Below are 11,765 nucleotides of genomic sequence, written 5' to 3' on the forward strand. Positions count from 1 at the left end.
TCGTTGTTCGAGCAATGGATACAGACATTATTACGACTGATCTGTTACGGATTCGTTGCTGCACCCCTTTATGGTTGGAGATCACGTAATGTGTCCACCGAATCCATCGGCGGTACCGGCTCCAGTGCCCCGCTTCCCTGCTTGGAATACACGTCCTGATCTACAGAACGGCCGTAAACATCGAGCATTACGGGCGCTGCTGATCCATGGAGCGGCTCCAGCTGCACCGACGTTCTCTCCGGGATACTGCAACCGCTGCCCAGTACAGTTACCCCCAGCAACGAGAGCACCAGTCCGGCTCGTTTGAAATGATGGGATTTCCCACCTGCCATACCATTCACGCTCCTCCACTGGCAAATACATGCTGTATTTAGTCTGAACCGGAATGTGATTTTTTATAACGAGAAAACCATTGACAGTCGCATTGTCTGCTGGTAATATATGAATTACCTTTTTAAATATTTCATGATCTGTTAGCTCAGCTGGGAGAGCACTATCTTGACAGGGTAGGGGTCAGTGGTTCGAGCCCACTACAGATCATAACCGTAAACCCTTGATGCCATTGGCATCAAGGGTTTTTTCTTTTTTCCTTCTTTAGATTAGCTAGCTGAATTTCACCCAAAGGGGACGAATTGGGGGGACAAAGTCGGGTTTCCCCGTCTCCAGGTACGTTGCCCGGATCCACTGATCCCGAATGTTGTGTATCTTTATCGAAGATCAACGACACCATTCCAGGCTTGACTTCCACTTATCCATACAAAAAAACCGGTACCCAGAAAGGTGCCGGAAATCATAACCTACATATTCATCTTTATTTATACCATTATCTTTAAGTACCCCAGTCCCCTTACGAAGGATCAAGACTTACTTTAACAGTTCTTCCGGCGTCTCTCCGCTGTATACAAAAACGGGACTTGCAGTATTAACTACAAAAACAGCTACCAACGTCAGAGCAGATGCGATAAACGAAAACAACCGATGTCTAATCCTATGGATCCATAACATGAGCTTGTCCTCCTTTCCAGCGTATTAAACTGATAGCCTGGGCCAAAAATATGACAGCCAATGTTGGGGACTGGAGTCCAAAGTTAAATATCACGATGAAACAGCTAATCAAGCGAAGTTTTGCGTAATGCTTCCTCGATATTCGGGACTGCTTCTCAATTCGGCTGGGAGCGAACAGCATCACCAGCGACAGACTGAGAGCAGTAATTACGAGAATGCCTGCATTCCCCATATCCGCAAAAGACACCAGAGTGAATAGCGCTGTCGTGAATGCAATACAGCCTGCCCCCGTCTTAAGATGATATCCTCCGGAAAATTGCCTTAGTACCGCAAAACCCACCAAGGCTATCACAGCCTGCTTCATGTTACCTGTAAAAATAGAGATAAGCAGCGTGAAGACCACAATACACAATACGTTTAAAATGATGGTGATCGCATGTTTCAGAACAGAAACAGAGGACTTATGGTCGGGTACCTGGCGTTTGATCCCCTCCGCTATCCGCTTTGACAAGCCTTCTATGATCATAAGATTCCCGCTCCTCTGTATTGATGGCATAATACAAGAAGATTCCAAATGTTATTCCAAAGAAGAGAAGGTGCAGCCATAAACGATTAAGGTAAAATAGAATTGCAATTAATATCAACACCACGATAATCAACGTGATCAATAGAACATGTTCAAATTTAATGCGCAGCTTTTCCAGATCGTACTTAAACCCAATACCAAACCTGTACATAATCCAGGATATCAATAGTCCTGTCGCACCTGAGAGGATTTGAAGAATATAACCATTGGCATGATCGGTCTGAATGGAGTCGATCGATCCGAATATCGTTGTCAGATATGCCGTTTGAATTAACGCATAAAACATATAACCCAGAATGGTGCAGATCGCCGACCAGATAACCGGGATCTTAATAATGGCTGAAAATAAGAAAACGAAGATCAGCACGGTGATGAGAGGGGCTAGAAAATCCAATTGAAGTTCGTTGCGCATGATAAAACTTTGTAAGTTGGCAAGGATCATGACAATCAACGCCTGCCCTATGTACTCTGTCGTCTTGAATCTAAGCAATGTCATGATTAGCGAATAAATAGCCAGTGTTTCAAATGTTGAAAACAACATAAACCAAATAACTTCCATTCAAAGCTTTCCTCCCTACACCATAAGAAATGGTTAAATGTGTACTACGCCACTTCTCGATTTATCCTGATTACACTGATGGTTATAACGTCCATAAATAAACGGTATACCGACAGACCCTCAGTTTCTATCGAGTCGTCCTAAATGATGCATGTTCTTGAGGTCAATTCCGATGGCGCCTGCCACTTCTTATATGTCTGGAAACTGTGATGGAAAATGTAAAAACATTAACGTCGTTTATGTCTCCGGTTTGGCCAAAAATTCTAAAAAAGAACAGCTTAGAACTTCGTATACACCAAAACGAATTAAATCGCTGACGTTCAATCCATATACCAAACGAAAATTAAGCACTAGTTATCAAGAATCCACGACCTTGCGAAAATGACTAAGCCAGAATAAACTCAGTTCCTACTATATTAACATCCTGACATCATCTAAGTTGATTATATAAGGCCCGGAGGGCATAACAACAGGTAATTAAATACATAAGTGGGGGAATCCATCATGGATCTATGAAGTGAAGGGTGAAATAGGAAGTTTATTTGCTATATCTCTATTATATACGAACCTACGTTCCTGTTCAACCGTTTACAATCTAAAAAATGAAAGAAAAGGCATCCATCTCGGTTGCCCTTCCCTTCCACCAACCCATTAAGAGATGGGTACCGATTCTTGTTAGCAGATACGTTTTTGTGTATGTTAATAATACACTGAAAATGCAGCATATAAGGAGAATAGGACATTGCGAATTAAGATTAGGATATGCTTAATCGTTCTATTACTAACATTCGGACCACATACAACCTACGGGGAAGACAACAGCTCGCTCAACCAAGAAACAATAAATCGATTACGGGAAACCTATAATCTGGAAGCACCCGGGCCTCCATCCATGCTATCCGGGTGGAGCGAAGGAGACTGGGGAATTAGCCTTGATCCTTCCTCTCTGCCCGATCTAATTCACATAACCCTGCACCCGGTATGGTTCTTTACCCGGCAATTTTATCCTCTTAGCGTAACCCGCTTCATCTTCCCCTGCTCTTCCTGTCATTCCCCGATTCACTTATACAGCTTGGTCCATGCCAAACCATTCGCAACGAGCAGCATGAGGATATATGCTAACATGCCATAGGGAATCGTGCTGCTTGCATAATGCAAACCCCATAATCCGCCCACTACAATAAAGAATAGCAGCACCCACCAGCCGTCTTTCTGCTGAGCCATATTAAACGCCTGAGAGAACGGTGGAGTGCGCAGAATTGCCTTGGCTGATAAAGGAATCAACACCAAGCCGGTAAGGAATACGATGAGAACATCCGGGATAATCCGGCTTCCGAACAGAATCAGGAATATGACCGCATTCACAGTGAAGAGCGGCAGGAACATTTTGACCGCAAAAGCCTTTAACGCCCCTTTGTATAATGGATTCATGCTTGGCATCGGGGCTGCGCCAAACAGCCAGAAGGCTTTGGGCTTGCCGGAGAATTTCAGCATCATAACGACCGTTACAATCATAATGAGCATCGTGTGCAGTACATAGTACGACGATCCCTTGCTGATTTCGGCCAATGAGGAGTTGCGGATTGTGGAGACAAAAAATAAATAAGGCAGTAACACGGACAATCCGAGTGTTGGATACACTTTAAGCTTAAACTCTCTCTCATTCTTCAGCATGCTGGCAGATAATCGAAAACAAGCCTGCTCCGTGCGCGACCGGCATACCAATTTGGCCAAGAATCTGTCCAAGCGCCCGCGCTCCCGCCCTTTTCCCGCTTCGCTGTGAGCCAGCTTCTCCAGATGCTGCTCGAAAGAAGGAATATAACGGACATAAACGATCATAAGCACAATCGGTACGAGTACAGCCAGCAACGAGAGTACGGTCAGCCACCCGCTCCCCTCGCCAAACAACCACTCATACGGAGCCGCAAACCACACTGGCGGAAGCAGAATCTGCCACCAGGCCGGCGTAAATACAAAATTGAAATCAATCAGATCAAAGGAACGGATCACAAACTGATAGCCAATGGCCAGCGCGGCGGAAAGTCCAATCTGTACATAATTGATCAGATCCTTCAGTTTCTCTCCATCCCAATACTTAAGCAGCAACAGATAAACCAAGGAAGTGCTCACCAGAATGAGCATATTCATCAGAATTAACTCCAGGATATAGATCAGAAAGAACAGCACGCCATGCTTGATCAATCCTACGACCAGTGAGCCTGCTGAGAGCGCCCCGGTAAGCAGCAGCAAGTAAATTCCAGCATGAATCGATCTCGCCAACCCGACCGTACGACCGTCGATCGGCTTTGTCATCAAAATGCTGCGGTCGCGAACATCAAGCAGCACGGAAGAGAAATCTGAAATCATGGAGCTCATGATCAAGAACATGAGGATCGCAGACAGGATGCTCATCGGCATTAAATATTCCGGATCGCTCCAGAACACAAACGGCGTTAGGACAAGCCCGATTAAGCCGTACAGCCAGAGGGAGCTGACAAACAGGTTCTTGTCCTGCTCTTCTTCTTTCTTCCTGTTGCTTGAAGATAATATGACAGGTGCACGCCTCGAATCCATCAGCAATTTGACATGGAGGATCCGGCGCAGGGTTGCATAGTCGACACCCATTCTCGAAATAATTCCCTGAAAGCGATCCAGTATCTTCAGCATTCGAAACGATGATTCCGATCCCCCCATATCAACTTCCCTCCCGAACGATCGATACGAACCGTTCCGCAATACGGGCATGGTCATGGAACCCCGTCAGCTGATTAAACACTTCTTCCAGGGACCCCTCATGAGAATGCTGTTGTAATTCTTTGAACGTTCCGTCCGCCACTACCCGGCTGTCAGCAAGCAGGATGATCCGGCTGCTGATTTTCTCAACGACGTCCATAATATGTGAGGAATAAAAAATCGTCTTGCCCTGGGCCGAGAGCTGAGCCAATACTTCCTTGACCACCATCACGCTGTTCGCATCCAGCCCGCTTAAGGGTTCATCCAGAAACAACAGATCAGGGTCATGCAGCAGGCTCGAGATCAGCAGCACCTTTTGCCGCATTCCTTTTGAAAACGTAGCGATCCGGGAGTGATAGGCCTTTTCCATGTCAAAACATTCCATCAATTGCTTCGCCTTATCATCCGCTGCATCATATGTAAGTCCGTACAACTCGCCTATAAAGGTCAAATACTCGGCAGCCGTTAACTGATCGTACAATTCGGCCACCTCGGGGACATATCCAATTCTACGTTTATAATCGATATTCCCATCGGAAATATCCTGACCGAATATGCGGACTGTCCCCGTGTACCCCTCAACCAGCCCGAGCATGATCTTGACCGTCGTGCTCTTCCCCGCTCCGTTCGGACCGATATATCCAATCATCTCGCCCCGGCGTACCTCCAAGTCGATACCGTTCAGCACGTAACGATTATCATATTTCATGCGCAGGTCTTGAATCCATAACACTTCATTTTCGGACATGATATGATTCTCCATTCCCTCATTGACTTCACATACCTACCTTATTATGGAAGTAGGTGAAAATCAACCTTTTGACGCATACTCGCTCTGCAATATCCCCATATGCACGATGTCATGCCAGTCGCCATTCCGGTACAAGCTCTGCCTGGAGCTGCCTTCGTGGACAAATCCGATTTTTTCATACAGCTTGATCGCTTTAAGGTTGAAGGAAAATACTCGCAAGCTTACCCTGTGCAGATTCATTTCCAAAAAAGCATAATCGAGCAAAAGCGTCATCGCTTCAAAGCCGTACCCTTTGCCCCAAGAAGTCTTTTCGCCAATGTCGATGATGCACTCCGCATTCCGGTTCTTGGTATCGATATGAATCAATGACATGATGCCGATCGGTCTGCCGGTATCCTTCAACAGGATCAGATAGCTCTTCGAGGAGGAAGAGCCCAGGATCACATGCTGAACGAAGTCCTTTGTTTCCTCCAGTTGATAAGCATCCAGGCAAGGACTGGTGGATTGCATCACTTCGAGATCATTACGCCAGGTATGATAAAGCTCTGCGTCATTCATCGTCATTTTTCGACATGTCAATCTAGCAGAATTAAATAGCATCAACAAGCACCCTTTCCATAATCATGTTTCTATTGATATCGGATCTAACATTATGCAGAGAGATTGGATGAACGTTTCCAACTGCTCCGGTACACAAGTCATCGTCGGTCCGAGATGGAAGGTATCCAGCATGAGTCCGTTCAGAAACGAGATCATATATCGCGCGATGGCTTCCGGTTCCAATCGGGACCGAAACTCCCCTTGCTCCTGACCTTTCCGAATGACCCGTCCCATGGTCTCAACAGTCAGTTGATATCGTTCGGTTATATAGGGATAATCCTTCCTGGCATGAACATAAGAGGAAGACAGGAAAAATTCCGCCCTGGCCAATACAAGCGAATGCCGGATTAGCGATAGATCACCCTGCTGTTTCTGAACCCAGTCCATCAACTGATTCCATATCGGATATTGCGGATCCGGTTCAAAAAAACGAAGCGTCTCTTGGTCGTCAAAACGCAGGACCTCTATAAATAAATGCTCCACATTATCAAAATACGCATACACGGCTCCGCGGGACATGCCCGCTTCATCCATAATGTCCTGCATCACAGTGCGGGTATAGCCCTTTCTGATAAAAACGCGCCTGGCCGCCCTCAATATTTCATGCTTCTTCTCCTGTTTGTATTCCTCGCTAACCCGTGGACACATAAGTCATCCCTCTCCCGCCCTTTAACATGAATACAGATTCCACAAAATTCACCTTAACATAAACGACATGATTGTCGTTTTAGACTTATTTTATCATAAACGACACTGGTGTCGTTTTCAAGCGGCATCCGTGTTCAACACGAAAAGCCTCTTGAAGGAATCCCCTCCTCTCCTTATATTCCTCTTTGAAAACAACTTGTTCTATTTTTCCGCTTATGCACATTTCCGTCAACATTCGCGAATAGCTGCATATATATGGGGGAGAACGAAAAGAGGTGATCGGACATCATTAAGGGCATCAGCCGCATCCTGATCTTCACCTTACTGCTGGTTTTCTTTTTCCCCGTCGTATCCCATGGCGCTTCCGGACAGAAGCTGGACAGTAAGTACAGCAAGTACGCACAGTTTATCGTCATTGATAAATCCACCAACAAACTGACGTATTATGAAAAAGGCAAGGTCATTAAAACGTTTCCCGTCGCTACAGGCAAAAAGCCCTCCTATACGCCAGAAGGCCTGTTCAAAATCCACGAAAAAGTGAAAAACAGACCTTACTACAAGGAAGGCATCAAGGGAGGAGACCCGCGGAATCCGCTAGGGGACCGCTGGCTCGGCATTAATGTGAAAGTAAACGGCAGAGTTAGCTACGCGTACGCCATTCATGGAAACAACAACGCCAACTCGATCGGAAAATACGTGTCGGCAGGTTGCATACGGATGCATAATAAAGACGTGCGCTGGCTCTACGACAAAGTGAAAATGAATACCCCCGTCCTCATCCAAAAATAAGAGCGCAAAAAAGCCAAACACATTCATGTGTCTGGCTTTTTTAAAATTTGGCGTTTACGATCCATAGTCCGCTCCGAATTCAATAATATTGCGGTCGGGATCCAGCACGAAAATCTGGGCAAAGCCGGCAACGCTGTCGGGATTAGCCACATACTCGACGTTCATTCGGTCCAGCCATTCCTTCGTCTCGCGGTAACTTTTCACCCAGATCGAGAAATGCCCGTCCGTCGTATCGATTCCGCGCTCCCGCAGCGTATCACTGATGGGATGCTCCAGCAGATGAAGCTGCTGGTCTCCGACAGCGTACCAGACACCCTTGGAGGCAAACGGCGGTCGCGGCAGCTCCTGAAACCTCAGCACCTCCGAGTAAAACGCCTTCGCTGTCTCCAAATTTCGTACGGCCAAGCTGACATGGTGCAGTCTTTCAAATTGAATCATGATTCACACCCACTCATAAACGGAATCCATCATCGTTCATATTGTCTTACAGCTTTATAATATTGTCCATCCATTTCAACCAAGAGCACCTTGTCAGCAGGCGCCCCAGCCAACTGATAGATGGCCGTTCCGACAGGTAAACTGCTATCTCCATCTTCCAAGTGTACTCCCTCTGGAGCACGGTGATCCGCAACGTCCGCATGATCGATCTCGCGGCTCACTTCTCCAAGCTTGGTTCCGGCTTTAAAAGAAGGAAGCACGGCATGCTTCAATACTTTGTAAGAGTTTCCACCGTTCCATACAACACATCCCTCGCTCCATTGCACAGGCTTACTATTTGCTGCTTTTTCCTCGGGTTGTATTTGTTCCGATGAGCCAGTTACATTAACCTCACTCTTCTCCACGGCTGCTGTGGAATTCAAAGTCATCGAAACGACCATTGCAGTGACAATCATCAAAAAGTATTTCATTCCAAGACTCTCCTTCCATTTCTTTGAATAAAGGTATGTAACCATCTTGTATAGGATAACTTATACATTATATTTGAATCAACCATCTAAGGGGGAGTTAACCATGGACATCCATTCGGAGGAATATAAAATTGCCTCACTCAATGGGAATGAAGGTACCTTGAAAGCGATTGAAGATGCTGAGACCAAAATTGCCGAGCTTACTGGCAAAGATATCACCCTGATTGCTTACGAGAAAGACCAGACCCAAGAGAAGAATCAATAATCAAGCCGAGTAAAATAAAGAGCTGCCCTCCAACCGTCCACTGTGGCCTAGGGAGAGCAGCTTTTTTAATTTCAACATGCAAGACAGCAAGGCCCGATCCCTGTAACTCGGAATCGGGCCTTGCTGGACCGGGAGCTCATATTCCCAGCGGTATCTAATAAATGCTTACTTGACCGAAACTTTAACGCCGAGTGTCACGATTTCGTGAGGTTTAACCGGCAGTGTGAAGCTTTCTTGATCATCAAAGCTTTGAACCGTACCCTCTACTTCCAGAATAGAGCTCTTATAAACGCCCCGGGAAGGTAGAGAAGATTTCAGCTTCAGTTCTGTATCCGTGCCCGCCATATTGAACCAGCGCAGCATCAGATCTCCGGTCTTCGGATTCACTTTCAGGGAAGAGAACGCAAGCTCTTCATGGCTCCATTCAAGCGGTGCGGAAGTCGTTGCTACGGCGCCGGCATGGACTCCGGTCTGTGCAACCGTCCATGGAATTTGGAACTGGTAAGCCTCAGCGTATGCGCCTGACTTCATGCCGTCTCCCTGATGCGGAATGACCTCCATACGTACGGTATGAACGCCGATGCACTGAGCCTCAGGTGTAGGGAAGTACCCCCAATCACCGAGCTCGCCTACGGAACGAAGCAATGTAACGGCGATGGTATTCCGGCCGTCACGCAGGACTTCATATTCATTCAAGCCTTGGTTGGCTACCGTTAACCCTGCAGTAGCCGTCGTAACGTCAACGAAAGCCTGTTGGTGAGCCGTATAACTCGGGTTCTCCCATTCGGCAGCAGGTTCGTTATCCCGCGTTGCCACCTCAAACATGGAATCCACGTTGTGTGACGATGCCTGCAGATCCGTTGGGAACAATGCACGCACCCGATGATCCTTCGCCTGATTATCCATCGTCGCTTCAATCTCCACGCCTTTGCCGCTGCGGTTCAGACTGACCACGGTACGAATGCGCATGGGCACCATCTCGCTCGATCTTTGCGCTTTGCGGTTTGGATAATATACAAGCTCATGCTGCTCTTCATCCAGCTTGCTGTCAGCCATAGCCGGAATGGACCAGTTATGAACGATTTCAATGGCTGCGCGGTAAGGCGTATCTTCCAGAACCGAAATTTGGGCGGTTTGGCCTTTCGTGGTCAAGGCCGCTTCGCCATCCGGCTGTTTGTACATATATTCGTTACCGATATCTCCGGTATTTTCATAGACGCCCAGATCGCGGTATACTTGTCCGTTCTTTTTATCCGTCAAGGAGAAGGAACCGTCCCCTTGGATCTCAACCTTGATCAGCTCATTCTCCATCACATTGGCATTGCTGATTAAGGATTCAACCTCAGCAGGCTTCACTTCACTCTTCACCCAAGCATAAGCAGTCAATCCCATTGCAGGAATTGCGCTTGCCTCGAAGGTGAGTCTCACACGACGGCACATATACGGCTGGCGGAAACGGTCGTCCGGCAGATCGTAGCCGAACTGAAGACCCAGATCCTCAACGGTGCAAGGTACAGCTTGTCCTTGAGCGTTAACCAGCACGCGGCCGGACAAGTCGATTTCCTTCATCCGGCGGCTGGTTTCCTCCAAAGAGTAACCTTCCCGGAAATAGAGCCGTTTCGCGTCCAGCTCGATGCTGACCGTACCGCTGCGGCTCCAACCCGTCGTATTGAATACAACAAGCGGCAGCGGATCGGATCCCCATTGCTCGAAGGCGCTCGTGTCAACGGCATCTGCAATGACGCGAACACTGTCGTCCACGATATTTTCGGCCACGTGTGCGCTTTTCTCAAAGCGGGTAACCATTTCGCGGTGAACTTCGTCCACGCTGCAGCCGCAGATGCTGTCATGCGGATGATTCTGCATCAGTGTCTTCCACGCGTAGGTGAACAGATGATGCGGATACTCCTTACCCAGCAGGCTCGCGTAGGATGCAAGCGGTTCGGCCACTTTTTCGAGTAAGGTCTGGCCGCGCTGGTTCATCTGCTTCAGGTACACGCGTGCTGAAGCGGTATTCACGAGCGTTCCCCATCCATCGGTACGCTGACTGCGCAGCTCTCCTTTTACGGAGGAAAGATCCTGCGGCAGCTTCTCCCGAACGGCTGTCAGGTAATCGTCAAAATTGGAATGAATAAACTCCGTATCCGGATACAGCTTCTTCGCTGTACGGATGCCTTCCGGAAGATCGGTCTGTATCGGCTGATGGTCACACCCGTTCATATAGAGCAGCTCAGGCGTGGAAGCATACTTCTCGGCATCCGCCAGCTTGCGGTCCCAGAATGCCTTCGCTTCCGCTTCATCAACGGGAACCTCGTTACCGTTACTGTACCAGTTGGCAAACAGGATGCCCAGCACCTTGGAGCCGTCAGGACCTTCCCACATCAGCTCTGAGAATGAGGACTCATAGCCGCTGTCGGAGACGGTATTGTTAAAGCCCGTTGGCTTCACGCCCCGGCCGAAGAAGGCATTATCGATGCCGGACTGCAGCATCAACTGCGGTATTTGGCCTGTAAGTCCAAATGTATCGGGGAAATAACCGATTTTGGCAACTGTGCCGTATCGCTCGGCATCCTGGTGTCCGATCTGCATATTTCTCACGTTGGCTTCACTGCTTGTCAGGTAGGCATCCTGCAGAATGTACCATGGACCAATAATAATGCGTCCATCCGTGATCAGCTTCTCAAGCTGCTCTTTCTTCTCGGGTCTCACCTGCAAATAATCTTCGATAATAATCGTCTGGCCATCAAGGAAAAAGCTGCGGTACTCCGAGTCCTTCTCCATCGTCTCAAGCAAGCTGTCCATGAGCTCGATCAGCCGCACATGGTGCTTTTCATACGGTAAATACCACTCGCGGTCCCAGTGAGTATGCGAAATAATATGTGCTTTTCTGGATTGATCCATCGTTTGCTTAGTCCCCCTTA

Annotated in this window: 13 protein-coding genes and 1 tRNA gene; 3 read left to right on the forward strand and 11 right to left on the reverse strand. The window is 47.7% G+C overall.

Annotation, left to right across the window (positions count from 1 at the left end; all coding sequences use genetic code 11):
• Positions 1–68: 68 nt before the first annotated feature.
• The gene (locus tag M4D81_RS01500) at positions 69–332 is read right to left on the reverse strand and encodes a hypothetical protein (protein ID WP_071223045.1); all 264 of its coding nucleotides are present in this window, start codon (positions 330–332) and stop codon (positions 69–71) included.
• A 135-nt stretch (positions 333–467) separates the two neighbouring features.
• On the opposite strand from M4D81_RS01500, the gene M4D81_RS01505 reads away from it, so the two are divergent.
• A tRNA-Val gene (locus tag M4D81_RS01505) sits at positions 468–540 on the forward strand.
• 324 nt (positions 541–864) lie between these two features.
• Here M4D81_RS01505 and M4D81_RS01510 read toward each other — a convergent pair.
• The 7 genes from M4D81_RS01510 to M4D81_RS01540 all read right to left on the reverse strand — a co-directional run bounded on the left by M4D81_RS01510 (position 865) and on the right by M4D81_RS01540 (position 6,882).
• A complete protein-coding gene (locus M4D81_RS01510) occupies positions 865–1,005 on the reverse strand; it encodes a cyclic lactone autoinducer peptide (protein ID WP_074961962.1) in 141 nt (46 codons plus the stop codon).
• The gene (locus tag M4D81_RS01515; protein WP_260064193.1) at positions 989–1,531 is read right to left on the reverse strand and encodes an accessory gene regulator ArgB-like protein; all 543 of its coding nucleotides are present in this window, start codon (positions 1,529–1,531) and stop codon (positions 989–991) included. Before M4D81_RS01515 ends, M4D81_RS01510 begins: the two co-directional genes overlap by 17 nt.
• Positions 1,467–2,150 (reverse strand): hypothetical protein, encoded by a 684-nt coding sequence (locus M4D81_RS01520; protein ID WP_071223044.1) that lies wholly within the window; start codon positions 2,148–2,150, stop codon positions 1,467–1,469. Before M4D81_RS01520 ends, M4D81_RS01515 begins: the two co-directional genes overlap by 65 nt.
• A 1,059-nt stretch (positions 2,151–3,209) precedes the next feature.
• Positions 3,210–4,844: a hypothetical protein gene (locus M4D81_RS01525; protein ID WP_260064194.1), complete on the reverse strand. Its 1,635-nt coding sequence runs from the start codon at positions 4,842–4,844 to the stop codon at positions 3,210–3,212.
• A gap of 1 nt (position 4,845) precedes the next feature.
• Positions 4,846–5,631, reverse strand: coding sequence for an ABC transporter ATP-binding protein (locus tag M4D81_RS01530; RefSeq protein ID WP_071223043.1), 786 nt, complete (start codon positions 5,629–5,631; stop codon positions 4,846–4,848).
• Between the two features lie 63 nt (positions 5,632–5,694).
• Complete coding sequence (locus M4D81_RS01535; protein WP_071223042.1) at positions 5,695–6,234, reverse strand: GNAT family N-acetyltransferase; 540 nt, start codon at positions 6,232–6,234, stop codon at positions 5,695–5,697.
• Positions 6,235–6,255: 21 nt separating this feature from the next.
• Positions 6,256–6,882, reverse strand: a complete 627-nt coding sequence (locus tag M4D81_RS01540; protein ID WP_260064197.1) for a TetR/AcrR family transcriptional regulator — start codon at positions 6,880–6,882, stop codon at positions 6,256–6,258.
• A 414-nt stretch (positions 6,883–7,296) separates the two neighbouring features.
• On the opposite strand from M4D81_RS01540, the gene M4D81_RS01545 reads away from it, so the two are divergent.
• Complete coding sequence (locus tag M4D81_RS01545; protein ID WP_260064443.1) at positions 7,297–7,671, forward strand: L,D-transpeptidase; 375 nt, start codon at positions 7,297–7,299, stop codon at positions 7,669–7,671.
• A gap of 54 nt (positions 7,672–7,725) precedes the next feature.
• On the opposite strand, the gene M4D81_RS01550 is transcribed toward M4D81_RS01545, so the two are convergent.
• Together M4D81_RS01550 and M4D81_RS01555 are read right to left on the reverse strand one after the other, a co-directional pair.
• Positions 7,726–8,109: a VOC family protein gene (locus tag M4D81_RS01550; RefSeq protein ID WP_071223038.1), complete on the reverse strand. Its 384-nt coding sequence runs from the start codon at positions 8,107–8,109 to the stop codon at positions 7,726–7,728.
• A 29-nt stretch (positions 8,110–8,138) separates the two neighbouring features.
• Complete coding sequence (locus M4D81_RS01555) at positions 8,139–8,579, reverse strand: hypothetical protein (protein WP_260064198.1); 441 nt, start codon at positions 8,577–8,579, stop codon at positions 8,139–8,141.
• A 103-nt stretch (positions 8,580–8,682) separates the two neighbouring features.
• On the opposite strand from M4D81_RS01555, the gene M4D81_RS01560 reads away from it, so the two are divergent.
• Positions 8,683–8,844 (forward strand): hypothetical protein, encoded by a 162-nt coding sequence (locus tag M4D81_RS01560; protein WP_181469721.1) that lies wholly within the window; start codon positions 8,683–8,685, stop codon positions 8,842–8,844.
• 165 nt (positions 8,845–9,009) lie between these two features.
• Here M4D81_RS01560 and M4D81_RS01565 read toward each other — a convergent pair whose 3' ends face one another.
• Positions 9,010–11,745 carry an alpha-mannosidase gene (locus tag M4D81_RS01565; protein WP_260064199.1) on the reverse strand — a complete coding sequence of 912 codons (2,736 nt, stop codon included), beginning with the start codon at positions 11,743–11,745 and terminating at the stop codon, positions 9,010–9,012.
• Between the last annotated feature and the right edge of the window lie 20 nt (positions 11,746–11,765).

The organism is Paenibacillus sp. p3-SID867 (assembly GCF_025142895.1).
In the GTDB taxonomy this organism is placed as follows: domain Bacteria; phylum Bacillota; class Bacilli; order Paenibacillales; family Paenibacillaceae; genus Paenibacillus_AQ.

What these genes read in the sequence shown, in the direction of transcription:
- M4D81_RS01510 (WP_074961962.1), bottom strand. Translation starts at nt 1,005, where the DNA reads ATGTTATGGATCCATAGGATTAGACATCGGTTGTTTTCGTTTATCGCA.
- M4D81_RS01520 (WP_071223044.1), bottom strand. Translation starts at nt 2,150, where the DNA reads ATGGAAGTTATTTGGTTTATGTTGTTTTCAACATTTGAAACACTGGCT.
- M4D81_RS01565 (WP_260064199.1), bottom strand. Translation starts at nt 11,745, where the DNA reads ATGGATCAATCCAGAAAAGCACATATTATTTCGCATACTCACTGGGAC.
- M4D81_RS01560 (WP_181469721.1), top strand. Translation starts at nt 8,683, where the DNA reads ATGGACATCCATTCGGAGGAATATAAAATTGCCTCACTCAATGGGAAT.
- M4D81_RS01550 (WP_071223038.1), bottom strand. Translation starts at nt 8,109, where the DNA reads ATGATTCAATTTGAAAGACTGCACCATGTCAGCTTGGCCGTACGAAAT.
- M4D81_RS01535 (WP_071223042.1), bottom strand. Translation starts at nt 6,234, where the DNA reads ATGCTATTTAATTCTGCTAGATTGACATGTCGAAAAATGACGATGAAT.
- M4D81_RS01515 (WP_260064193.1), bottom strand. Translation starts at nt 1,531, where the DNA reads ATGATCATAGAAGGCTTGTCAAAGCGGATAGCGGAGGGGATCAAACGC.
- M4D81_RS01525 (WP_260064194.1), bottom strand. Translation starts at nt 4,844, where the DNA reads ATGGGGGGATCGGAATCATCGTTTCGAATGCTGAAGATACTGGATCGC.
- M4D81_RS01555 (WP_260064198.1), bottom strand. Translation starts at nt 8,579, where the DNA reads ATGAAATACTTTTTGATGATTGTCACTGCAATGGTCGTTTCGATGACT.
- M4D81_RS01530 (WP_071223043.1), bottom strand. Translation starts at nt 5,631, where the DNA reads ATGTCCGAAAATGAAGTGTTATGGATTCAAGACCTGCGCATGAAATAT.
- M4D81_RS01540 (WP_260064197.1), bottom strand. Translation starts at nt 6,882, where the DNA reads ATGTGTCCACGGGTTAGCGAGGAATACAAACAGGAGAAGAAGCATGAA.
- M4D81_RS01500 (WP_071223045.1), bottom strand. Translation starts at nt 332, where the DNA reads ATGGCAGGTGGGAAATCCCATCATTTCAAACGAGCCGGACTGGTGCTC.